Annotated in this window: 21 protein-coding genes and 1 pseudogene; 10 read left to right on the forward strand and 12 right to left on the reverse strand. The window is 38.0% G+C overall.

The features are described from left to right. The first annotated feature begins 60 nt into the window (after window positions 1-60). From A2294_02205 to A2294_02225, 5 genes are all read left to right on the forward strand, one after another. Window positions 61-1,833, forward strand: a complete 1,773-nt coding sequence (locus A2294_02205) for a hypothetical protein (GenBank protein ID OGH86052.1) — start codon at window positions 61-63, stop codon at window positions 1,831-1,833. A 28-nt stretch (window positions 1,834-1,861) separates the two neighbouring features. Further along, window positions 1,862-2,545 carry a hypothetical protein gene (locus tag A2294_02210; protein OGH86053.1) on the forward strand — a complete coding sequence of 228 codons (684 nt, stop codon included), beginning with the start codon at window positions 1,862-1,864 and terminating at the stop codon, window positions 2,543-2,545. Window positions 2,546-2,550: 5 nt separating this feature from the next. Further along, window positions 2,551-3,774: a hypothetical protein gene (locus A2294_02215; protein OGH86054.1), complete on the forward strand. Its 1,224-nt coding sequence runs from the start codon at window positions 2,551-2,553 to the stop codon at window positions 3,772-3,774. 17 nt (window positions 3,775-3,791) lie between these two features. Further along, window positions 3,792-4,373 (forward strand): hypothetical protein, encoded by a 582-nt coding sequence (locus A2294_02220; GenBank protein ID OGH86055.1) that lies wholly within the window; start codon window positions 3,792-3,794, stop codon window positions 4,371-4,373. A 92-nt stretch (window positions 4,374-4,465) separates the two neighbouring features. After that, entirely contained in the window at window positions 4,466-6,532 is a 2,067-nt protein-coding gene (locus A2294_02225; GenBank protein OGH86056.1) for an ATP-dependent DNA helicase RecG, read from the forward strand. A 2-nt stretch (window positions 6,533-6,534) separates the two neighbouring features. Here the strand turns inward: A2294_02225 and A2294_02230 are convergent, their stop codons facing one another. From A2294_02230 to A2294_02255, 6 genes are all read right to left on the reverse strand, one after another. Then, window positions 6,535-7,887 (reverse strand): DNA repair protein RadA, encoded by a 1,353-nt coding sequence (locus A2294_02230; GenBank protein ID OGH86057.1) that lies wholly within the window; start codon window positions 7,885-7,887, stop codon window positions 6,535-6,537. A 7-nt stretch (window positions 7,888-7,894) separates the two neighbouring features. Beyond that, entirely contained in the window at window positions 7,895-9,022 is a 1,128-nt protein-coding gene (locus A2294_02235; GenBank protein ID OGH86058.1) for a hypothetical protein, read from the reverse strand. 75 nt (window positions 9,023-9,097) lie between these two features. Continuing rightward, window positions 9,098-9,754, reverse strand: coding sequence for a hypothetical protein (locus tag A2294_02240; GenBank protein OGH86059.1), 657 nt, complete (start codon window positions 9,752-9,754; stop codon window positions 9,098-9,100). 4 nt (window positions 9,755-9,758) lie between these two features. Then, a complete protein-coding gene (locus tag A2294_02245; protein OGH86060.1) occupies window positions 9,759-10,973 on the reverse strand; it encodes a hypothetical protein in 1,215 nt (404 codons plus the stop codon). Window positions 10,974-11,026: 53 nt separating this feature from the next. Beyond that, entirely contained in the window at window positions 11,027-11,470 is a 444-nt protein-coding gene (locus A2294_02250) for a hypothetical protein (GenBank protein OGH86061.1), read from the reverse strand. Continuing rightward, window positions 11,467-13,965, reverse strand: coding sequence for a hypothetical protein (locus A2294_02255; protein OGH86062.1), 2,499 nt, complete (start codon window positions 13,963-13,965; stop codon window positions 11,467-11,469). Before A2294_02255 ends, A2294_02250 begins: the two co-directional genes overlap by 4 nt. A gap of 124 nt (window positions 13,966-14,089) precedes the next feature. On the opposite strand from A2294_02255, the gene A2294_02260 reads away from it, so the two are divergent. Both A2294_02260 and A2294_02265 read left to right on the forward strand, forming a co-directional pair. Beyond that, window positions 14,090-15,514: a hypothetical protein gene (locus A2294_02260; GenBank protein ID OGH86063.1), complete on the forward strand. Its 1,425-nt coding sequence runs from the start codon at window positions 14,090-14,092 to the stop codon at window positions 15,512-15,514. A gap of 34 nt (window positions 15,515-15,548) precedes the next feature. Continuing rightward, window positions 15,549-16,910 (forward strand): UDP-N-acetylmuramoylalanine--D-glutamate ligase, encoded by a 1,362-nt coding sequence (locus A2294_02265; protein OGH86064.1) that lies wholly within the window; start codon window positions 15,549-15,551, stop codon window positions 16,908-16,910. Between the two features lie 478 nt (window positions 16,911-17,388). On the opposite strand, the gene A2294_02270 is transcribed toward A2294_02265, so the two are convergent. Continuing rightward, window positions 17,389-17,730, reverse strand: coding sequence for an aspartate 1-decarboxylase (locus A2294_02270; protein OGH86065.1), 342 nt, complete (start codon window positions 17,728-17,730; stop codon window positions 17,389-17,391). 160 nt (window positions 17,731-17,890) lie between these two features. On the opposite strand from A2294_02270, the gene A2294_02275 reads away from it, so the two are divergent. Together A2294_02275 and A2294_02280 are read left to right on the forward strand one after the other, a co-directional pair. Then, the gene (locus tag A2294_02275; protein ID OGH86066.1) at window positions 17,891-18,526 is read left to right on the forward strand and encodes a hypothetical protein; all 636 of its coding nucleotides are present in this window, start codon (window positions 17,891-17,893) and stop codon (window positions 18,524-18,526) included. A 195-nt stretch (window positions 18,527-18,721) separates the two neighbouring features. Continuing rightward, on the forward strand, window positions 18,722-18,955 hold the full coding sequence (locus A2294_02280; protein ID OGH86067.1) for a hypothetical protein: 234 nt from the start codon (window positions 18,722-18,724) through the stop codon (window positions 18,953-18,955). A 147-nt stretch (window positions 18,956-19,102) separates the two neighbouring features. On the opposite strand, the gene A2294_02285 is transcribed toward A2294_02280, so the two are convergent. The 5 genes and pseudogenes from A2294_02285 to A2294_02305 all read right to left on the reverse strand — a co-directional run bounded on the left by A2294_02285 (window position 19,103) and on the right by A2294_02305 (window position 22,604). Then, a complete protein-coding gene (locus A2294_02285) occupies window positions 19,103-19,519 on the reverse strand; it encodes a hypothetical protein (GenBank protein ID OGH86068.1) in 417 nt (138 codons plus the stop codon). A 5-nt stretch (window positions 19,520-19,524) separates the two neighbouring features. After that, window positions 19,525-19,827 (reverse strand): hypothetical protein, encoded by a 303-nt coding sequence (locus A2294_02290; GenBank protein OGH86075.1) that lies wholly within the window; start codon window positions 19,825-19,827, stop codon window positions 19,525-19,527. 306 nt (window positions 19,828-20,133) lie between these two features. After that, window positions 20,134-21,018, reverse strand: a complete 885-nt coding sequence (locus tag A2294_02295) for a cell filamentation protein Fic (protein OGH86069.1) — start codon at window positions 21,016-21,018, stop codon at window positions 20,134-20,136. 226 nt (window positions 21,019-21,244) lie between these two features. Further along, window positions 21,245-21,559 (reverse strand): annotated as a pseudogene (locus A2294_02300) (DNA-binding protein). 127 nt (window positions 21,560-21,686) lie between these two features. Continuing rightward, window positions 21,687-22,604 (reverse strand): hypothetical protein, encoded by a 918-nt coding sequence (locus tag A2294_02305; protein ID OGH86070.1) that lies wholly within the window; start codon window positions 22,602-22,604, stop codon window positions 21,687-21,689. Window positions 22,605-22,804: 200 nt separating this feature from the next. On the opposite strand from A2294_02305, the gene A2294_02310 reads away from it, so the two are divergent. Further along, window positions 22,805-23,032, forward strand: a complete 228-nt coding sequence (locus tag A2294_02310) for a hypothetical protein (protein ID OGH86071.1) — start codon at window positions 22,805-22,807, stop codon at window positions 23,030-23,032. Window positions 23,033-23,144 lie beyond the last annotated feature (112 nt).

Here is a 23,144-nt window from a genome sequence, read left to right on the forward strand (position 1 = left end):
CTAGGATTGGAAGATCCTAGCCTTAATACTAACTTATTAAAAGCAAGAGCCGAAGAAATTATGAAAAAAATTTTAAAATTATTCAAAATAGTTAAAAGACACAAATGGATTTCCATTGTTGTTTTTATTGTAGTAGTGGGTGTGGGCTATTTTGTTTATGGCAAATTTTTTGCCGCTCAAGCATTTGTTAAATATATTACCTCTAAGGTGGAAAAGGGGCCTCTTATAACTTCTATCAGCGGTACCGGACAAATTTCTGCATCTAATCAAATAGATTTAAAAACCAAGGTTTCGGGAAACATTGTTTATTTAAATGTTTTGACCGGTCAAGAAGTAAAGGCCGGTACTATTTTAGCGCGCCTTGATTCACGCGATGCTTACAAGAGCGTGCGTGACGCCGAGGCTAGTTTGGAATCCGCTAAACTATCTTTAGAAAAAATTAAACAACCGGCCGATGCCTTAACTATTTTACAAGCAGAGAATTCTTTAACTGCGGCCCAAGAATCTAAACAACAAGCCGAGTATAATTTAAAAAAGAGTTATGAAGACGGTTTTAACGCCGTTTCCAATGCCTTTTTGGATTTGCCTTCAGTCATGTCCGGTTTAAAGGATCTTTTGTATGGTTATGATTTTAGTGATAACTATTCCAATATTGATTGGTATACTAATCAAGGAATTTATCTTAATTCTCACAACGCGGAAATATACGACAAGGTAATAAGATACCGCGATGATGTTAATATTTCTTACGCTAAAGCCAGGGAAAAATACGACACTAATTTTGATTTGTATAAAAGTGTTTCCAGAAATTATGATTCCACTACCATTGAAAATTTAATTTTGGAAACTTATGAAGCTACTAAATCCATAGCCGAAGCCATAAAGAATTCTAATAATTATTTGGATTTGATTCAGGATTTGATGCAGACGTATTCCATTAAAATTGCCATTCCCGCTTTAATGAATACCCATCAGAGTTTTTTGGATTCATATACTTCCAAATCCAACGGTCATTTGACCAATTTGTTGTCTATTACCAACACTATTGATAATTCCAAAAAATCTTTAGTTACTTCCGACAGATCCATCGCGGAAAAAATACAATCTTTAGCTAACTTAAAGGCAGGGGCTGACGCTCTAGATATAGCTTCCCAAGAATTATCCCTTAGGCAAAAACAAAATACTTTATTTGATGCTCAAGAAAAATTGTCCGATTATACAGTAGTGGCTCCTTTTGACGGAGTAATTGCCAAGGTTAGTGTTAAAAAGAATGACGAAGTTTCTTCCGGTGCTTCTGTTATTATTTTTATTACTAAACAGCAAACTTCTTTTATTGCCCTTAATGAAATGGATATTGCCAAAGTCAAGGTTGGTCAGAAAGTCACCTCGACCTTTGATGCTGTTGGAGATCTTACCATTACCGGAGAAGTGGCCGAAGTTGATGCTTTGGGTACAGTGAACCAAGGAGTGGTCAGTTATAATGTAAAGATTGTTTTTGATGTGCAAGATGAGAGGGTTAAGCCCGGTATGAGTACCATCTCTAATATAATTTTAGATTCCAAATCCGATGTTTTAATGGTACCTAGCGGTGCCGTCAAGAGTCAAAACGGGTCTAATTACGTGGAAGTTTTGGTTAATGACGTGCCACAAAAAAAAGACGTGGAAATTGGTTCTAATAATGATACTATGACCGAAATTACCAAAGGATTGGCCGAAGACGAAGAAATAATTACGCAAAAAATAACCGTTACCAGCGGGACAACTAATAGCGGTGTTTCTTCCAGTGGTAACCAGGGAGGTTCGCCTCAAAATGTTTTTAGAATGATGCGGTAAACCATCTCAAAAATATATTGAATTAATTATGATTAAGTGTCTTAACATCACTAAAATATATAACAGTTTCGGTAATGAGTTGCCTGTTTTAAAGGATATTAGTTTTGAAATTCAAAAAGGTGAATTTGTGGCTATTGTAGGTCCGTCGGGATCGGGAAAATCTACATTAATGCATATTTTGGGCGCTTTAGATAGGCCAACTAGCGGCCAGTATTTTTTGGACGGCCATGATGTCTCTACTTTATCTGATGAAGATTTAGCTGACATTCGTTCGCAGAAAATAGGTTTTGTCTTTCAGTCTTTTAATTTATTGCCGCGTTCTACGGTTTTGCGTAATGTTATTTTGCCTTTTATCTATGACACCAAAATTTCCAAAGAGGATCGTTTGACTAAGGCGGAGAAAGCTTTAATCGCGGTAGGTTTAGATGCGGACCGTTGGAATCATCTTTCCAATCAACTGTCTGGCGGACAAATGCAAAGAGTGGCCATTGCCAGAGCTTTGGTTAATGATCCGGATATAATTTTAGCCGATGAACCTACGGGTAATTTGGATTCTAAAACAGGACAAGTTGTTTTGGAGACTTTTAAAAAAATTAACCAAGAAGATGGCCATACTATTATTCTTATTACTCATGACAAAACCGTAGCTTCCCATGCCAGCCGAGTAATTGAAATGAAAGATGGATCTATTGTTTCCGACATTAAACGCTAAGATTTATGAAAATACCCGACTTGTTTGAAGAAACTTTTTTTTCTTTATCTGCTAATAAATCGCGTTCCGCGCTGACTATTTTAGGAATCGTTATTGGTATTGGCTCGGTGATTGCGATGATTTCCATAGGGCAAGGTGCTACTAAAAACATTACCAGTCAGATTGAATCTTTAGGTACTAATTTGTTGGTGGTTATGCCCGGTTCTCAAAGACAAGCCGGTAATTTGGTTAGGGGAGGTATGGGTTCTTCTCAAAATTTAACCATGGAGGATGCTGCCGCAATTAAATCTATTGGTAATGATGTGGCGGCAGTTGCCCCTATAGTTAATTCGCGTAGACAAGTTACTAGCAAGGGTAAAAATACCAATACCAGCGTTTATGGGATTGACGGTAATTATTTTGGAATTAAAACAATTGAGATAGAGATGGGCTCAAATTTTACCGAGAAACAGATAAAATCTTTATCTAAAACAGCTATCTTAGGACCTACTGCCAATGCCGATTTATTCGGTGAGGGGATCAATTCCGTGGGGCAAAAAATTCGCATCAGCAATCAAGAATTTGCGGTGATCGGCATTACTAAAACCAAAGGCGGATCGGGTCTGGGCAGTTCTGATGATTTAATTTATATGCCAATTTCTACCGCCCAACAATATATTTTAGGTAATCAGTCTGTCAGTGCTATCAACATTCAGGTTTCTTCGGAACAGTTGATGAGTACTGTTCAGCAGGAAGTGCAAAGTTTGCTTTTGGAAAGACACAGAATTAGCGACCCTAATAACGCGGATTTTAGCATTATGAATCAAGCCGATATGCTTTCTGCCATGTCTTCGGTGGCAGGAACAATGACATTGCTTCTAGGCGCCATTGCCGGTATTTCTTTAGTTGTGGGTGGTATTGGAATTATGAATATGATGTTAACTACCGTCACCGAGCGCACTAGAGAAATTGGTTTACGTAAATCTTTAGGAGCTAAAAATCAGGATATCAGTGCGCAATTTTTATTTGAATCAGTAGCCTTGACTTTTATCGGCGGAGTTTTTGGTATTCTTATAGGCTGGCTTTCATCAATGCTAATAAGTAAATTAGGCGGATTAATTACCTCTGTCTCTTATTCTTCCGTAGGTTTGTCTTTCGGTATTTCGGCTTTAATCGGAATTATTTTTGGTTATTATCCGGCTAGACGCGCTTCCAAATTAGACCCTATAGAAGCCTTGCGTTATCAATAATTGATTTTAATTTTTCTATGCGTAAAATTTTTCTGTTCATCTTATTAGTTGGAGGCGTTTTCACCCTAGCCGGCTGTGCCACTAATAAAGGTAAAAAAAATTTAGATAATTTTGGAAAATTACAAAAATCAGGTAACTTTTCTACCTCCGCACCTTTTAAAATAGATTTACCTAAAGGTTCGGTTGATAATTTAATTGTGGGGCAGAAAGTACTGGTTATGAGTACTGCCGGTCAAGATGGAATTTTAAACGCCAACCGCATTATGGCGGGAGAAGGTGATCCTGGAGTATTTTTTGGTAATGGTAGATATTTTGCTTCTAGCAGCACTGGCACAGCCTTTAGTGCCGGACAAAGAGCCAATTCTGATCTTTCGGGAAACATTCCTCGCGGTAGTGTTGGTGGCGGCAATCGGGCAAATAAAGGACAACGCACAGTAGACAAACAGGGGGCAAGTAATGTCAGGGGAGAAATAATCAAGAAAGATACCACTAGCTTGGTGATTAAAACGGACGATGGGGGATCAAAAATAGTTTATTATTCTGATAAGACAGAAATTTTTCTTTTGCCAGACTCTAAGCCGGAAGATGCAAAAAAATAATTTTGTTTACTAAAATTCCTCGAGAGATCGGGGAATTTTAAATTTTTCCACACATTTCATCTTTAATCTTTTTTTGCTAGAATATAAGCTATATGGTTAGTTTGGATACTCCTTTAGCTCAATTTCCCACAGTTAAAAAAACAATTTTAAAAAAATTGCATTCTTTGGATTTATTTAAAGCGCGTGATTTGTTGTATTATTTTCCCTTTCGCTATGATGATTTTAGCAAGATTGTGGAGATAAAAAATTTGGAGCCCGATATATCTTTAACTGTTCACGGCCGTTTACAGCTTCTTTCTAATCGGCGCAGTTTTGTTCAGCGTAAAATGATGACCGAAGGCATTGTGGCAGATAATACCGGCCAGATAAAAGTGGTGTGGTTTAACCAACCATATTTGATAAAAAATTTAAAAGTAGGGGACAAGATTTTTTTAGCCGGCAAGGTGGAATTAAGTAAATATGGTTGGCAATTGGTTAATCCAACTTATGAAAAAGAAAGAAAAGACGGAAGTACTTTAAATACAGGCCGTTTGGTGCCGGTTTATCCCACTACCAGCGGTTTATCCCAAAAACAAATTAGGTTTTTAATTAAAACGGCTTTGGGGGTGGCCAATTTTTTGCCGGATTGGCTACCGGAAAAATTATCAACGCAGTTTAATTTTTTGTCCCTGGCCTTATCCTTGAGTGAGGTACATTTTCCAACCACGAACACAAAATTTGTTCAGGCTAAAAATAGATTTCAATTTGAAGAATTATTTTTAATTCAACTTTCTAATGAAATATGGCGCAGGGATTTATTTAAAACCAATGCATCTAAAATTAAATTTCAAGAAGAAACCACACGCGCCTTTGTGGATCATTTACCTTTTAAATTAACAACCGATCAGCGTGCCGCCGCTTGGGAAATTTTGCTGGACTTAGAAAAAAAACGTCCAATGAATAGATTACTTGACGGTGATGTGGGGTCAGGGAAAACCGTGGTGGCCGCTATGGCCGTTTTAAACTGTGTTATTAACGGCACTCAAGCGGCCTTGATGGCGCCAACAGAAATTTTGGCCGCCCAGCACTATGAAACCTTAAGTTTTTTATTTAAAGATTTTTCCATCAAGATTGCCCTGTTAACTTCTCATCAATCTAAATCTATTGAAACAGAAAATAAAAAAGAAATTTTAGAAAAAATTGGGTCTGGCCAAGTAGAATTGGTTATTGGCACTCATGCCCTAGTTGAAAAGAAAATAAAATTTAAAAAATTGGGTCTGGCAATTGTTGATGAACAACATCGTTTTGGCGTGGAACAAAGACATAAATTACAGCAAAAAGGCAAGGGTAGTAAAATGCCGCATTTTTTATCTATGACCGCTACGCCTATTCCGCGCTCCTATGCTTTATCTTTGTATGGTGATTTGGATTTATCGTTAATTAAGCATAAACCTTTAGGCAGAAAAATAATAATTACTAAACTAGTGGAAGAACTCAATCGTTCCAAAGCTTATGATTTTATAAGAAATCAAATTAAAGCGGGCCGACAAGCTTTTGTGATTTGTCCTTTGATAGAAGAAAAAGAAAAAAGCGATAAAAAAAGCGTTTTAGCCGAATATAAAAAATTAAGCGAGGAAATTTTTCCGGACTTGCGGATTATTTTTTTGCACGGCAGGATGCCGGCGGCGGACAAGGAAGAAGTGATGAAAAAATTTTTGGCTCGGGATTTTGATATTTTAGTTTCTACTTCTGTAGTGGAGGTGGGCGTGGATGTGCCCAACGCCAGTGTCATGATGATTGAGGGGGCGGACAAATTTGGCTTGGCCCAGTTGCATCAATTTAGAGGCCGTGTAGGTAGAAGCGGGTATCAATCATATTGTTTGTTGTTTTCTAATGCTAATGGACCAAAAACCAAACAACGTCTGCAGTATTTTGTGGAAAACAGCGATGGATTTGTCTTGGCGGAAAAAGATTTGGAAATGCGCGGCCCTGGTGAGGTTTTTGGCACCAGCCAGCATGGTTTTCCGGAATTAAAAATCGCGGATTTATCTAATTTGGAAATGGTTAAAAAAAGCCGCGAGGTGGCGCGAGAATTTTTAACAGAGGCGGGGGATTTGGCAAAGTATCCTTTATTAAAAGAAAAAATGAAGAATTGGGAAAAAACAGTGCATTTGGAATAAAATTATTTTATAATCTTCTCAATAATCTCCTTAACGTTTTGCAAGGGTGCAATTTTTAGTCCGCTCATGGTTGGTAAATCTTTGGTTGGCGGCATTACCACAAATTTAAAACCCATTTTTTTAATCTCCATCAATCTTTTTTCAACTTGTCCGACCATTCTTAATTCTCCTCCCAAACCAATTTCTCCAAAGGCCGCCAAATCTTGCGGCAAAGTTTTATTTTTTAAAGCCGAAGCAATGGCCAAAACTACCGCTAAATCCGCCGCCGGTTCATCGGCTTTTAATCCTCCAACCACATTAATGAAAATATCGTGCGTTTCTAAGGGTAGGCCGGTGCGTTTGGCTAAAACCGCAATTAAAACTTGCAAACGGTTTAAATCAAAACCCGAGGCGCGGCGTTGCGGATAGCCAAATTGTGTGCGCGTCACTAGTGCTTGAATTTCTATTAAAAGTGGACGGCTGCCTTCTACCAGGCAGGTGACAGCAGAACCGGCAATGGAAGAATTGCGTCCGGATAAAAAGGCTACGGAAGGATTTTTAACTTCTATAAGTCCGGTTTGTTTCATTTCAAATACTCCAATTTCATTAGTGGAGCCAAAACGATTTTTAACTGCGCGTAAAATTCTAAATTGATGATGCCTCTCTCCTTCTAAATACAAAACCGTATCCACCAAATGTTCCAAAGTTTTGGGCCCGGACAGATTGCCTTCTTTTGTCACATGTCCAATAATGATTATTGGCGTGTGTGTAGCCTTGGCCGAGGCCATTAGTTTGGCGCAAACCGCTTTTATTTGAGTAGGATTGCCGGCTGGACCGTCAACTTCTATGGAGGAAATTGTTTGAATGGAATCTATAATTGCCAGAGATGGTCTGACTTGTTCAATGGTAGCGCAAATGGTTTCCACATTTGTTTCTTCCAAAAATTCCAAATTTTTGGGTTTTAGTTCTAATCTGTCAAACCGCAGTTTTATTTGTTCAGCCGATTCCTCACCGGAAACGTAAAGAGATTTATTTTTTATTTGTGAAGCAATTTGTAAAACTAAGGTTGATTTACCAATACCCGGTTCGCCGCCCAAAAGGGTGAGTGAACCGGGAGCAAAGCCGCCTCCTAAAACCCTATCAAATTCTTCTACTTCCGTTTTAAGACGTGTAGTTTCTTTACCAATAACAGTATTTAAATTTAAAGTTTTGCCGGCTGGCACGGGTGGTTTTTTATTTTTTACTCGGGAAATTTTTACTGCCGCTTCGGAGTTTTCTTTAATTGTACCCCAACCACCACACTCCAAACATCGTCCAGTCCATTTAGTGTACTGAGCATCGCATTTGGAACAAGAATAAATAGTTTGGGGTTTCATAATATAGTTACTGCGCACAGGGACCAAGCCATTCAAAATGCATAGCATCACAAACTGATTTATAATCACCTCCCCAGCCGAATCCATGTTTTTTTAGAGCATTTATGATGTCATCGGGAATATCATGCCGACAAGGCCTTTCAGTAGAGGCGTAGTTGGGGTTATCCTTTGGATTAATATCAATAGCTATAGCAAAAGAATGCAAGCTTAAAATTTTAGGATTGTTTACATTATATCGCCAATTAAAAGATCCAGAGGATGGATCTGTAATTTTATAGGTACTTGACTGTATTTCTTGAGCAGCAGCTTGCAAGGCCGAAGCCATTTTTTTATGTACATAAAAAGTAGATCCTAAAAAAGGGACAGGGGTTAATTGTTTGCTTACTTCAGTGGCAGAAGTACCAAATTCATTTAAAAAGCATTCTGAACCTTTGGATTGTCCTGTGGTGACTGGTTCCGAAGTTTCATTTCCCGGTTCTATACTTATTGGCTGTATTACTTTTAATTTTAAACTGGTAAAATTTACCAAATCCGGATTGATAATATAAAGAATGGAGTAAGAACTTAAAAGAAGAATTAAACCCAAAATAGCCTGGGTGATTCTTTTTTTCCCCTCGTCAAGCCTTTGTTTGTTGCCGCCAGAAGTCATATATACAAAGCCGCCAAAAATAATCAGAGCCAAAGTTAAAATTCCGGCTATCAAGAGCGCCCAGCGGTAGATGGCGGAAAAATATTGGCCAATAAAAGGCAAAGCCACGTTTCCTTGCGCGTCAATTTCTATTCCCTTGGTAGTAAACGGTTGCAGGGTGGGAATGTTTATTTCTAAACGCGGGGCTACTGGTGTAAATTTTAAGGAACCGGGCCCTGTTTGGGGATTAACGCATTTTTTTTCACCCCCCGCTAACGTTTGGCAAGCGCCCGTTCGGCACTGGATGTCTCTATCGCAGTTTTCTCCGTCGTTTAGTTTGGCCGGGGCGCAGGTGGTGGGGGATCCTACATTTTTTCCGGGAGAACAAAAGGTGCCGGGACATTCTTCATCCTTAACACATAGGGCCAAAACAGGGCTAGTTAAAAAAAATAAAAACAAAAAAACCGCCGCGCCACAAAATATTTTAATTATTTTTTTGTTTGTCATATTTTAAAAAATCTTGAAATTTCGTCGGGTCTTACAAGGGTAAAAATGAATTTTTTATTTGGTCAGCCCTTGGAATTATAAAAGTTCTTGAATAGCCGCAACATTTAATTCTCCGGAAAAAACCTTGCCATTAACATAAAAGAAGGGCGTACCTTCAATGCCCAGCGCCTTGCCTTCGTCGTAGGCTTTTTGCACCAAAGGTCTGGTTTCCTCGTTGCTTAGGCAAGTTTCAAAGGATGTAATATCTAAATTAAGTTTTTGGGCAAAAGAAATAAATTGCGCCGCATTTAAATTATTTTGATTGGCAAAAATTAAATCATGGTATTCCCAAAATTTATTTTGTTTGCCGGCGCAACGGCTGGCCATATGCGCTTGCCAGGTAATATCCAGTGGTGGTAAAAAAGGGAAATCCTTCCAGACAATTTTTACATCTTGGGGAAATTTTTGGGCAATGGCTTTTATCTGGTCGTTAACCGCTACGCAATGGCTGCAATTAAAATCGGCAAATTCTACAATTGTAATCTTGGCATTGCTTGGTCCAAGTTGAGGGTCCGCTATGGTGACAGAAGGGGAAAGTGCTGCCGGAGTTGCATCATTGGTGTTTTTTTGATTGCGGGTTAAAATTTCCTCCAGCGGCGGCGGAGTATTTAATCTAACAGAAAGATAAAAAAGAGAAGCTGTGGCAACAATTAAAATAATCAGAGTCCAACCTATTTTGGTATTTTTCTGCATAAAATTATTTTAATTTTAATTGATGAAGCTGTCCGCTTTTATCGGTAAAAAAGATGACCGATTTATCGCCGGTTATCATTAAACTGCTTACGGAAGAATTGGAATCGGGGGTGGCGATTAAGGTTTTTAAATTATTTGTCAGATCTATTTTATAGATTTGATCGGGTGTTTTGTCCGCCACGCTGGGTTCAAAACCGGCGCCATATTGTAATTCCGTGGGTACGGCGCAGTACAGAGTGTTATTATCGGCAAAGGCGCATTTTTCCGCCCAGGTATCCACGTTTAATTTGTGGCGGCCGGTTCCGGTTTCATTTCCTTGGGCATTGGTTACCCAAAGAGTAGGTTTTAAATCAGAACTTTGATTAAAGGTGCTGTACACCAGTTTGTCTCCTTCTTTAGACCAGAGCGGATGAAAATCCAATCCCTCAACCAAAAGAGGATTTAAAGTGTCGCCGGAACGAGTTAAGGTGATTATTTGTTTTTTACCAAAATCTTGCGGTACGCCGGTGTTGGAAAAACCAATTATTTCACCTGCCGGAGACCAGCTTACTTGCACTTTATCGGCGTTGTTGCCCAAGGGAAAAATCGTTTGGGCGTTGGTGCCGTCCGGATTGGCAACTAACAGCCAGCGGTTGTTGTAGTCTAAGCCAATGCTTTTGGCGGCGATTTCGTTTCCATTTTTAGAAAAAGAAAAACCTTCCCAGTGCTTAGGCAGTGTCACTTGCTTGTCGGTGGTAAAATCATAAAATATTTTGGACGCATCGGGATATTCTAAAATTCCCTTATTGCCTTGCGGAGACCAGGTGACTTTTTGCACATTAAAAAATATTTTATTGGAAAGGATTTGCGGAGTTCCATCAGTTTCCACCCGGTAGAATTTTCCATCCTCGGTGTTGTAATAGTTTACTTTTTGGCCGTCGGAAGAAAGGAAAGGATTTTGAGCAGGGCTGACTGTGACTAAAGGTGCTTGGGTTAAACCGCCTTGAGCTACCGGAGAAGCGGTGGGCAGAGGAGAAATTGTTGAGGGTACGTTGGTAATGGTACCCGGAGGCAAACCAGTGATAGCTGATGGCAAACCATTGATTGGAATATTTGCCAAGGGCGCGTTAGTAATTGGCGGCGGAGCTGGTTTGCGGATAAAAACATAATAAAAAGCAAAACCGATCAATCCCACTGCCACAATAAAAAGGATTATATAAAGCAGTCGTTTTTTGTCCATATTTTTTTAAATAATTTATTAGTAGTTCATCATTATTGGGTTGATGCCCCGGTTTAGCCCCAAATTATGGCGCAAAGATTTACATCAAAATAGGAACAAGTATCCTTCATTAACATTAAAATCATTACCGGTACTAAGAAAAATAAAAAAGGAAAAATGATCCAACCAAACATTAGTGCCCCTTTTTCCAAATCGTTCATGGGCATAGTTAAATAATCTATAATTAAAGCCCAGATATTGGCTTTAGAGGCTAAGCCGGCCGCTCCTCCGGTTGGTTTGGGTTCTTCATCCGATGATTGTCCTGGTAGCATTGAGCCGGCAGTACCTTTAACTTTAGAAATAAATTTTCCAATAAACATTTTAATTGTCAAACATAAAAGAATGGCAAAACCAACCATGCCTCCAAAAATGGGTGGGAAAAGACAAAGCCCCCAAGCTGAAATAATTAAAATTACCGTCACCACCTGATAGACTTTGTTTACTGTTTTTTCTATCATATTATAATTTTAATTTCACCATCCTCCAAATTAAAAATTATCTTTTTCGTCGATTTATTTTTATTTTCCATTAACCAGGTTCCCAATTTTTCTTCTAAATTTTCAGAGATGATTTTGTTTACACCACGTGCCCCTTGTTCATTTTTTTGCGAAAGATTGGTTAAGAAATTTACGGCGGCGTTTGTCACCTGTATCTCTATATTTTTTTGCGACAGCTTTTTATTTAAAGAATCAATTTGCAATTTGATTATTTTTTCTAAATTTTCTTCATTTAAAGAATTAAATATAATGATTTGGTCAAGGCGATTGAGAAAATCCGTGCGGAAACGGCGCTTCAATTCTTCTTTAACGTTAATATTGATGGTTTTTGAAGCAGGATTGATGGAATTATCACCAAAGCCCAAGGTTTGGTTTTTAAAAATTTCCTCATTAAGATTGGCTGTCATTACGACGATGGTATTTTTGAAATTTATTTTTTTACCCCCGGCATCGGTTAAGTGTCCTTCATCTAAAATTTGCAGGAAAAGATTAAAGATATCCGAATGAGCCTTGTCTATTTCATCTAAAAGAACTACCGAATAAGGGTGGTTTTTAATTTTATCGGCTAAACTGTTACTATCCTTGTAGCCTATGTATCCGGCTGGCGCGCCAACCAATTTGGAAGAATGGAAACTTTCACCAAATTCGGACATATCCAGCCTAATAAAATTGGAACGACCCGATTGTTCGGGGAAATATTCCGCCGCCAAGACTTTGGCCAGTTCGGTTTTGCCGACTCCCGAGGGTCCCACAAAAATAAAAGAGGCGATAGGGCGATTGGGATTGCCAAGCCCTAAACGGTGGCGGCGTAGAGTTTGAGAGATTTTTTGCACAGCCTCATCTTGTCCTATTATTTTTTGTTTTATTTTTTCTTCCAGTTTTTTAAAGAAATCGGTTTCTTCCGTCTCTAATTCTTCAAAGGGTATGTTTAAGGTTTGAGAAATTATTTTTTTTATATCCACGGCCAAAAGTTCACCTTTGGGCCGGATGGTTTTGGCTTTATTTTGTTTTTCCAACTGTTCTATTTGTTTTAAAATTTTGTCTTCAGCTTTTTTGTTTTGTCCGGCTTTGGCAAAAGCTTCATTTAAAATGGCCTGTTCTTTTTGTTGCTGTACCTCTTGCAATTCTTTTTTTAGTATTTTTATTTTTTTTATGTAGCTTTGTCCGGCATAAGAAAGCTTTTTGGCGGCCGAGGCCTCGTCTATTAAATCTAGAGCTTTATCCGGGAAAAATTTTTCCGGATAATAGCGGTCGGCCAGGCTGACGGCTTCATTAATGGCTTCGGCGGTTATTTTTATTCCGTGAAATGTTTCATAGTTTTTAGATACGCCCTTTAAAATTTCCCGTGTTTCTTCCAAATTTGGCTCAGCTACCACAATTGGCTGAAAACGACGCTCTAAAGCCGGATCTGATTCAATGTGTTTTTTGTATTCTTCAAAAGTCGTGGCGCCAATGCAGCGCATTTCTCCGCGCGCCAGCGCCGGTTTTAAGATGTTGGCGGCATCTAACGTTCCAGAAGCAGACCCTGCGCCGACAATGGTGTGCATTTCATCAATAAAAATTATGAGATTAGGATCGTTTTTAATTTCCTCCATTAATTGTTTGAGGCGATTTTCAAATTCTCCGCGATAAATTGTTCCGGCAATAAGCAAGCCTAAATCCAATCTTAAAACTTTTTTATTTTGCAATTCATCAGGTACGTCACCTAAGACAATACGCGCGGCCAATCCTTCTACAATGGCTGTTTTGCCTACGCCGGGATCGCCTAAAAGTACGGGATTGTTTTTTTGACGACGACAAAGAATTTGAATCAAACGAGTAATTTCTTTTTCTCGCCCGATGATAGGATCCATGTTTTTAGCTGCTTGTGCCGAAGTTAGATCGGCAGTAAAGTGGCCTAAAACAGAATTTTTTTTATTTTTGCCAGGGGTTTGAGCCAGGGGAGACAAAGATGAACCAAAAGGCATTTCTGCGGGTTGCATGTTATTTAACAAAGAAGATATTTCCGGAAAACGATTAGTACTGGCTATGATGTTAGTTAGCTCTTCGTCAATGTTTATTATATTGATTTGAAAATTTTCTAAAAATTCCAAAATTTTTTCTCCGGGATTTTCTAGTAGAGCCCACAATAAATGCTCTGTGCCAATATAACGATGACGGTTTTTAAAAGAACAGAGGGCGGCTTTTTCTAAAATTTTTTCTCCGGCCGAGCTCATTGTGGGCAAGGATTGCACCACCGGTTCCGGATAGTCTAAAAGAAAAGAAATTATTTTATTTTTATCAATTTTTTCTTTTCTTAAAATTTCTCCGGCAATAGAACCTTTTTCTAAAACCAAGCCATATAAAAGGCATAAAGGAGTAACTTCTGTTTGCTTTAAATCCGTTGCCAATTTAAAAGCGGTTTTTAGGCTTTGTTTTAAGTGACCCGTGAATTTATTTAAGAGTGGTTTAGACATATTAAATGTTAAGTTATTATACTAAATTTTAAGGAAAAAGTAAAAAATCTTCTTGCTTTTTTAGTCTAATTTTGTTAAATTAAATGTTAGAAAGTAAAATTAAACATAAGTAATTTTAAACCATATGCAAGTTAATCCCTATATGTTTCGCGGTTATGATTTAAGAGGTTTGGTGGATAAAGATTTAAATTTAGAAATTGTGGAACATTTAGGCAAGGCTCATGGTACAGTCTTAAGAAGAAAGGGTATAGTTAAGGCGGTGGTGGGCTATGATTGCCGTAAAACCAGTCCGGAATACAGCCAGGCCATTGCTCGCGGATTAAACGCCACGGGCGTGGATGTTATCAATATTGGTATGACCATGGTGGGTACTTTTTATTGGTCGCAATATTTTTTAAATTGCCAGGGTGGAATTTTTGTGACCGCTTCGCATAATCCGGCGGAATACAACGGTTTTAAATTTGCCATTGATTTTTCTGAAACCTTGGTTAGCGAGGGGATTCAAGAATTAAGAAAGATTGTAGAAAATGAAGATTATTTTGTTTCCGAAAGACAAGGAACAGAGGAAAAAAGAGACATTCGCGCTGATTATTTTTCCGCCTTGCTCCAAAAATTTAAGATCAAAAAATTTAAAGTAGTGGTTGACCCTAGCAATGCCACTCCAGCTGCGCTCGTGCCCGATTTATTGCGTGAGGCTGGTTGCGAGGTGATAGAAAAAAATTGTAATATTGATCCAGCCTTTCCCTTAGGTACGCCAGATCCCACAGAAAAAATAGTAGCTAGCCGTTTGGCGCAGGAAGTGCTGGAAAGCGGAGCAGATATTGGCTTTAGTTATGATGCTGATGGTGATCGTATTGGTATTACCGATGAAAAAGGCAGAATTATTTGGAATGACGTTTTGGTGGCACTATTTGCCGCTGATGTCTTGGATCATCATGCCGGGGCTACCATTATGTACAATACTTTGTGTTCTAAAATGGTGGAAGAAACAATTATGGCCAAAGGCGGGCGTCCTTTTATGTGGCGCACCGGCCATTCCTTTTTGAAAAAGAAAAATCAGGAAGTTGGAGCGGCTTTCATTGGTGAACTTTCCGGCCATTTCTTTTTTTCTGCCGACTTTTACAACCATGACGACGGCTGTTATTCCACTTTGCGCCTGTTGGACTATCTATCACGTTCTGGCAAGAAATTAAGTGAGGCTTTAGATGAATTGCCTTTGTTTATTTCCAGCCCGGAAATAAAAATAGTTTGTCCCGATGATAAAAAAGTCGCTTTGATGGCCAAGATTGCGCCAATTTTAAAACAAGATTTTCCCGAGGCCGAGGTGATTGATGATGAAAGAGCGGGGGACGGTGTGCGTTTGGATTTGGCTGATGGTATGTTCATTATCAGATATTCGCAGAATGGACCATATCTGACTATTAAATTTGAAGGTAAAAATCAAGAGAGGTATGATGGGCTAAAAAAATATTTGGCTGGATTATTACATCGTTTTGAAGAAATTGATTGGAGTGCCAAAAGTAATACCAATGTAGAAGCCTTAGAATAAATTTGTGGATTACAAAGACAAAAAAATATTATTGATGGGACTGGGTGGGTTTGCCAAAGGCAGTGGCGTGTCCTGTGCCGAGTTTTTGGCGAGCCGCGGTGCGGATTTGACTATTACCGATTTAAAAAGCACTAAAGATTTGACGCACAATTTGCGGCCGCTCAAAAAATTTAAAAACATTAAATATGTTTTGGGTGAACATCGGACGAGTGATTTTGAAAATACACATTGGGTAGTAAAAAATCCAGATGTGCCACCATCTTCAGCTTTTTTGAGTGTGGCGCGCGTGCGTAAGACACCTATTGATAATGACATTACTTTATTTTTTCGCGAATATGGGGTGGGGCGTGTGATTGGCGTCACAGGTACGCGCGGCAAAAGTACCACCACGGCCTTGATTTATGAAATGGCGCGTCGTCAATTTAAGAGCGCGCGGTTTGGAGGTAATATTGGTGAGTCACCTCTAAGGTTTTTAGACGAAATTAAAAATGGTCCGGCAGTTTTGGAATTGTCCAATTTTCAATTATCAGATTTAGATACTATAAAAATGAGTCCGCATGTGGCTGTTTGGACAAATCTTTACCCAGACCATTTAAATAAATATCCTTCTATCGCGGAATATATTGCTGATAAAGAAAAAATTTTTCAGTATCAAAAAGCAGGGGACGTGGCTGTGTTGAATTTAGATAATGAGATAACTAAAAAAATTGGTGAAGGGTTAAAAAAAGCTGTAAAAGGGCGGCACGTTTTGTTTTTTTCTTTGCAACAAAAACCGCGTGACGGCGCGTATATTAAAAACAACTGGTTTGTTTTTGTGGAGGGTGGCAAGGAAACAAAAATTTGTCGGACAGCGGAAACTAAATTACTCGGCGAGCATAATTTGGCTAACACCTTGGCCGCCATTTGCGCCGCCCGTTTTTTTGGTGTTGGCTGGCCAGCCATCAAATTAGCAATTAAAAAATTTAAAGGAGTACCCAATCGGTTGGAGGTTATAAAGAAAATCGGCGGTATCACTTTTATTAATGATTGCACAGCTACCTCGCCGCAAGCCACTATTGCTGCGCTTCGCTCTTTTGCTCTGCGGCGCGTGGTTTTGATTACTGGTGGAAATAGCAAAGGCTTTTCTTTGGAAGAGATGATTGAAGAGATAGGGGAAAAGGCCAAAGCGGTGGTATTGATGCCGGGTAATGTTAGCGGCGAAATTTTAAGAGGCGCACAAGGAGCACAAATTCCTGTTAAAGAGGTCAAAGATTTAAAAGAGGCGGTTCGCACGGCGCGAAAGTTGGCGCAAAAAGGTGATTATATAATTTTATCGCCTGGTTTAACCTGGCTACCGCGGCAAAATGAGTTTGCCAGGGGTGAAGAGTTTAGAAAAATTGTTAAAAGATTGAGTTAAAACCGAGCGCACTTGCGCTCGGTTTTTAGTATTGACATTTTTTCTCTTTGATTTATAATGTATAACACAAGTCCGGGTAATGCCACTAATAGGGGAATGGACCATGAGTGACTTAATGAGAGAATGGTTACTGATTTTCCTCTGTTCTTGCCGGGAAAAATTGTGGGGATTAATTTTCAGTTTTTTGTTTTTTTTCCTGCTAATCATGGCAACGTCGGGCGCCGTCTTCACAATTTTTCATAACATCATCAAGGTATTAACGGAAGATTCTTTCACTATTAGTTGGGGGGTGTTTTTCTACCAATATTTTTGGTCTTCTCTTTGTCTCACAACTGTGATATTACTAGCTTTTTTGATCTTTTTCCTCGGTTCTTATAAAAATATAATGCCTCTGGTGCGTAGCCGAGAGTATCGTAAACATTGTTTGGATATTTATTAGTAAGTATTCTGCCTTGGTCTAACAGCCGAGGCTTTTTTATTACAAAAATTTTACAAATTTATTTTCCTTATCGACCAAAATATTTTTTGATTTGATTGGCTTTTTAGTTAGCTCAAAACCCATAATAATAATCTCCTCGCCGGATTTTATTAAATGCGCCGCGGCGCCGTTCATACAAATGATCCCGGAATTTTTAGGACCGGAAATTACGTAAGTTTCCAGCCTCGCGCCGGAGGTATTGCTGACCACCAGTACCTTTTCTCCTTCCCAAAAATCAACTTTTTTTATCAAATTTTCATCAATGGTAATACTGCCGATGTAATCTAAATTTGCTTCGGTTACGGTTGCCTTATGAATTTTAGCATGTAATACAAAGCGCATATTAATTTTGATTATCTTATTATACAAAAATTATCAAAATAAGGCAAAAATTAAGTTTATTGGAAATCCACAGGCCTGTTGACTTTATTAGGCGTTCGTGCTACAATCACCGTCTGGCTAAAAAGGCCGGTGGAACTTGAGAAACCATAAGGAGGTTCCTATGTTCATGTTCCTTAGACGAAGATGGAAGGCTCTTGATGGAACAAATCTTAGGCATGTTCTTATACCCCCGGGTGTATATGAAATGGAACGTTTCCTCGATCCTCTTGGTTCAGTTTGGCTGGTTATTAAGGGTACTTCATATGGCGCTACGGAAAATTTTTGGCGCCGATGGATTAATACTCCCGGTACCAATTACGGCGATTTTGCAGTGGTAATCATTGAGGAATTGCCTGCGGGAATGAAACTAGCTGATCCTAAAAGGATTGGTCCTGCTCCCAAGGAACAAGGGGGTGTCTTCGCGACCGAACTTCGTGAGGACAAACTGACCGTGGCTTTTCTTTGGGCACCGGATGGTAGTCATGCCTCCAGCGTCAGTATTCTCAAGGAAGTTTGGGTCAAAGCCGGTAGAAAGGAATACGAATCGGACGGAGATGATCCGCGTTACCTCGTTTTCCACGTTTACAACTACCTTGATCCCAGCAAGACCATTCCTGACTCTGGCTGTAGAGTCAATCCGCGTGAAAAGCCATTTTTGAACTTTGAAGAGGCCTTGGCCGTGGCCGAACAGCACGCTACTGAAGCCCTAGCGAGCGGCAGGTGGGTGCCGGTAGAGGCAGTAGCCAGGCCGGCTTAATGCCAATTAACAATTAATGGAACTTCATAGAGGGGTGAGTAAACCAACCCCTCTTTTTTAATCTACAAAATTGACGTAAAGTTGACGTAAAGATAAAAACATGCCATGATATATAATCAGGAATTTTTATTAAATCAATGGAGGCTCTAAGTGGAAATATTTAAGGAGTTTCTGAAAACGCTCTTTGACCTTGGCATGTGTCTGAATATTCTGGTGATTTTGCCACAGCCCATTAAAATTTGGCGTTTAAAAAGCGCTGAAAATGTGTCTGCTTGGACTTGGTTCTTTTTCTTTATCTTTCAAACAGCTACCAGTTTGCACGGTGTTTTAAACTTGCATTCCACTGCCATGTTTCTGGGAATGGGCGGTAGCGCCCTAATTTCGCTAATTACTTTAATACTTTGCTTAGTTTACAAGAGTAACAAATAAAACATTACCCCCTATGGATTCTCCATTTGGGGTTTTTTATAAATCTGTTGCACCATCATTGCCAATTATTTAATTACACTTTTGATATTTATGCCTTTTTATTTTAATCCTTTCAATAATTAATGGTTTGAGTATATCGGGGGAAATTTATTTTTTATTTGATATTAGATTAGATAACCAAACTCCAATGATAAAAAAAAGAGTGTGTCCCAACCACCAAGTACCACTGAATAAAATTAAATTAGTTCGTGCTATACCAATAATATTTGGCGCTCTTGAACCAAAAGGCACTCCTGCTTCCCCTAATTCCCAAGATCTATAATAAATACTCATTAGCGCGCTGAAAAATAAACCGGTTATAAAGATAATTAGCCAGCGCCGGTCAATTTTATTTTTATAAATATTAGAACCTAATATTGCTGATGCCACGAAAAATGCCAGCAAAAATTTGATGACAAAATAAGTTAACGATTCCATTGGATGAGTCAAAAAGTAGTGGAACAAAAAATCTATCATTATGGTTGTGGAGGCGACAACGAGTGATTTTTTGAAAATTAAATCCATAAATATTATTTAATAATAATTCTTCCGTTCATTGATGGGTGAATTTCGCAGTAGTAATTGTATTCTCCAGTTTTTGTGAAAACAAAGCTGAATTCATCGCCAGTTTTTAAATCGTTACTAGAAAATATTCCTTCTCTGGAAACTATTTTATGATTGGCCTGATCATTTTGTTTCCAGGTAACTTTTGTTCCGATTGATGCATTTAGTGTTGCGGGTGAAAAAGTAAAATTTTTAATATTTATTTCATTAGCTATCTGCGAAGTGTTTATGGGCGCATTTTTGCCGCCAGTTAAGGAATAAGGCTTCAAATAATTTTTCATTAAAATTGCTCCCCCAATAATGACAATGATTACTGTTATCAATAGTATAATTTTTTTGTCCATGGTTTTATTGTTAATTAAATTAAAAATAAATTTGTCTTGAAAGAAAAAGTAAAAATATCTTTCGCGATACTTGTAAAATTCAATCCGCTCGCTCGATTCGTCCCCCCTCGTCAATCACCAGTCACAAAAAACAAAAAGTGAAAAAACAATTTTGTTTTTTGTAGTTTTAGGCGAAAGGGGACAGAGGGGAATTTAAAGGGGCGAATGACCCGAAGCCAAGATGTTTTTTTACTATTTTTTTTGTGCGACGCCGATCTTCCACACACCTTTTTCCAGAAATGCCTCTATTGTCTGGCGAGTTGCTTTATTAATTAAATTAGAGTGTGATATTTTATTTATTTTTCCGTATTCCGCAAGCGTCGTTATTTGTGCACCTTCAAGATAAGCAAGCCGTTTATAGTAGCTATTAGTAAGTGCTTTGCCAACAATTTCTTCCATAATGGCAGTTACATCATTAGCGTCAAATTCTCTAAACGCCTCATAGTATTTTTTTCGGTCAATAAATTTTATATTTATTGGTACAAATCCTTCTCGGATTAACAAATAATTGTTTATAACGCGCCCAATACGACCATTGCCGTCACAAAATGGGTGAGTGTATTCAAAAGTAAGATGTAACTTCGCTATCCGTTTGATGATATTTTCATGACTGGTGGCGTTATACTCGGACAACATTTTTTCCAAACGGTCCACCACTTCTTTAGGATTAGGTGCAATATGGCTGCCCACGCGCACAAATTCATTGTCCTTTCTAAACCGACCGGCAATGTCATTGCGAATATTGGCAATTAACATTTTGTGAAGTGATAATATTATCTCAAGACTAAGTTCTTGCTCTTTGGCTCTTTTATCAATATATGTTACTACCCGCGCCAGATTTTTTGCTTCAAAAATTTCCCTTTCAGTGATATATCTGTCCAAGTTTATTTGCAAAAGTATTTTTTCGGTTTCCTCAAAAGTAAGAGTGCTATTTTCAATAGCGTTGGAGTTGTATACCTGTTCTGCTACTTCTGCTTCACTAAGTAATCTTAAAAGATTCTGTTTTCCAATAGACGCGGTATAGAAACGCTCTCTTAAGAGAGAAATTATGTTTAAAACATGTAGTGTTTTTGGCATATTATATGAATAATGAGTAATATAACCCTATTATACACTATTTTCACTCTTTTGTCAAGATAACCGTGAATAAAGGCTAAAATCGGGCAATATTTACGGTTATGGGAATTAAATTGTGAGATAGATACAAACTTGTGGATAATCTTTTTAAAATGGTTTAGAGAGAAATTTATGGTAAACCATATTAAGGAATTTGGGTCAAGTGATTCATTTTTTATTTCGCCTAACGTACACTGGTTGCTTTTAGCCCGATAGCATGGGTTTTTTCTACCCATTCTCTTGCACTTATTTTGTAGTTATTTAAACCCGCTTTACTTTTAATTATGGCGAATTCGCCATAATTAAAATCTGGATTATAAATTCTTTCCCATATACCCAAAAATTCAACCGTATTCCTATTTCTTAACCAGTCAGAAATAAAAAAATCACCATCTTTTGCCTTGAGCATGTCGGTCAAAGAAATATAATCATAGTCGGAATTACCCTGCTTGATGATAGTAATCTTGGTTCCTTTTACATTTATTGTTTTATTTTTTGGCATATACTTATTTTATTCTTTTCAATTGCACCGCTTTTTTTAAAGTTACTGAATTCTGTAACTTTAAAATTGATACTTGTCTTAATTTTACCATGTTAGAGGCTAGAGGTGAATTTTTTTAAAAACTCCTTTATTTTTTATTTATCAAAAACGTTCCAATAAGCATAATTGAAATAGCCAGAATTTTATGGGCAAGATGTTTCTTTGTAATATTTTCTTTACTGATATGCGGGAAAAACAAAGTCAGAATTACCCCATAAATAAAAACAAAAAGCGGTTGAAAGCCGTCAACAATCCAAGTTAAAGTGATTGGTGTTAAAAGTGAAGCAAAATTGAATGATAGTTTGGCAATCATATTTAAAACTTCATTAATTCCATTTAGAGTTAAGACAGTCAATTTATTAGCTTTAATCACGGAAATGAACTCATCTCTATATTTTTTGATAAAAACAAAAAGGAAAAAAGAAAATATCGCGAATCCAACATATTCCCAAAAACTTGTAACCCAGAAAGAAGCGGTTACCGCAAAGTATTTAAAAAACAAAAAATTTAGCGAGAAAAAAAGTGACGAAATAGTCATTAGCAAGAGGACTTCTTTTTTGATGACAATTTTTTTAGCTTCGGATAATTCTAGCGAAATTATAATCGCTCCTAAAATAATTAAAATTCCACCAAATAACTGATTACCATTCAGAGTTTCACCTAAAATTAACCATGCTAAAAAATATGTGAATACGGGAATCAACTGAAACATCGGGACAGCGATTGAAGTTTCATCTTTTTTTAAAGCATAAAGATACGGTAGTGTAGCCAAAAGGTACATAAACCCGTTCGACGCAATAAAGATACCTTTGCTGAATGGGAAGCTTAAAACTTCGGGGTGCACAATCGCGATGATGCTCAAAATAAACACGCCTATAATAGAAGAAAACATCATTAAGGCACCTACTCCGCCACCTTTGAAGTATTTACTTATTAGATATTTATCAAAATGATTTGTTGCACTCCAGATTGCTGGAGGGATAAGTGCAATCAAAAACCAATTCATAATTTATTTTTTCCTTAATTTTTAAAATATTCTGAGCGCTAGCGAACTCCCATTTTCCCTTTTAATTTTTAAAAAATTTAATTTCATTATTGTAGGATAAATCACTAAAAACATACATGGTTAAGAGGAAAACCGATATTCTCAGCAGACGCAAAAGGAAACGCTATCGTAATAATTGCTATTGACTTACTATTCTAAATATGCTAATATTATCTGTTTCGTGGTTTCCCAGATTTTCAAAGGAGGGAATGGAGTCATGCATTACAAATGCTATAATTGTGGAAAAGAACGTGGAGGAATGTCGGTTTATGAGGCACGTAATAGCAAGTGCCCGAGTTGTGGCGGAGACTGGAATCCGTGCTACGCTGAAAATCCTGATCTTAAGCCACGTTCTTGTTGGAATTGTGGAACATCACAGGGAACGATGACTTATTATGATTTCAGGAACAGTAAATGTAGCAAGTGTGGTGTATCCCTGTGTTGATTGGTATTTTCACGAAACTACAGCCGTATGGTCCGCCCAGCGGCTTTTCTTTTCAA

The sequence above is a fragment of the Candidatus Magasanikbacteria bacterium RIFOXYB2_FULL_38_10 genome (assembly GCA_001783145.1).
Classification (GTDB): Bacteria; Patescibacteriota; Patescibacteriia; order Magasanikbacterales; family UBA10003; genus GWC2-40-17.

Bases quoted from the DNA above. Each gene is read 5' to 3' on its own strand.
- A2294_02205 (OGH86052.1), top strand. From the start codon at position 61: ATGAAAAAAATTTTAAAATTATTCAAAATAGTTAAAAGACACAAATGG.
- A2294_02210 (OGH86053.1), top strand. From the start codon at position 1,862: ATGATTAAGTGTCTTAACATCACTAAAATATATAACAGTTTCGGTAAT.
- A2294_02215 (OGH86054.1), top strand. From the start codon at position 2,551: ATGAAAATACCCGACTTGTTTGAAGAAACTTTTTTTTCTTTATCTGCT.
- A2294_02220 (OGH86055.1), top strand. From the start codon at position 3,792: ATGCGTAAAATTTTTCTGTTCATCTTATTAGTTGGAGGCGTTTTCACC.
- A2294_02225 (OGH86056.1), top strand. From the start codon at position 4,466: ATGGTTAGTTTGGATACTCCTTTAGCTCAATTTCCCACAGTTAAAAAA.
- A2294_02230 (OGH86057.1), bottom strand. From the start codon at position 7,887: ATGAAACCCCAAACTATTTATTCTTGTTCCAAATGCGATGCTCAGTAC.
- A2294_02235 (OGH86058.1), bottom strand. From the start codon at position 9,022: ATGACAAACAAAAAAATAATTAAAATATTTTGTGGCGCGGCGGTTTTT.
- A2294_02240 (OGH86059.1), bottom strand. From the start codon at position 9,754: ATGCAGAAAAATACCAAAATAGGTTGGACTCTGATTATTTTAATTGTT.
- A2294_02245 (OGH86060.1), bottom strand. From the start codon at position 10,973: ATGGACAAAAAACGACTGCTTTATATAATCCTTTTTATTGTGGCAGTG.
- A2294_02250 (OGH86061.1), bottom strand. From the start codon at position 11,470: ATGATAGAAAAAACAGTAAACAAAGTCTATCAGGTGGTGACGGTAATT.
- A2294_02255 (OGH86062.1), bottom strand. From the start codon at position 13,965: ATGTCTAAACCACTCTTAAATAAATTCACGGGTCACTTAAAACAAAGC.
- A2294_02260 (OGH86063.1), top strand. From the start codon at position 14,090: ATGCAAGTTAATCCCTATATGTTTCGCGGTTATGATTTAAGAGGTTTG.
- A2294_02265 (OGH86064.1), top strand. From the start codon at position 15,549: ATGGGACTGGGTGGGTTTGCCAAAGGCAGTGGCGTGTCCTGTGCCGAG.
- A2294_02270 (OGH86065.1), bottom strand. From the start codon at position 17,730: ATGCGCTTTGTATTACATGCTAAAATTCATAAGGCAACCGTAACCGAA.
- A2294_02275 (OGH86066.1), top strand. From the start codon at position 17,891: ATGTTCATGTTCCTTAGACGAAGATGGAAGGCTCTTGATGGAACAAAT.
- A2294_02280 (OGH86067.1), top strand. From the start codon at position 18,722: ATGTGTCTGAATATTCTGGTGATTTTGCCACAGCCCATTAAAATTTGG.
- A2294_02285 (OGH86068.1), bottom strand. From the start codon at position 19,519: ATGGATTTAATTTTCAAAAAATCACTCGTTGTCGCCTCCACAACCATA.
- A2294_02295 (OGH86069.1), bottom strand. From the start codon at position 21,018: ATGCCAAAAACACTACATGTTTTAAACATAATTTCTCTCTTAAGAGAG.
- A2294_02305 (OGH86070.1), bottom strand. From the start codon at position 22,604: ATGAATTGGTTTTTGATTGCACTTATCCCTCCAGCAATCTGGAGTGCA.
- A2294_02310 (OGH86071.1), top strand. From the start codon at position 22,805: ATGCTAATATTATCTGTTTCGTGGTTTCCCAGATTTTCAAAGGAGGGA.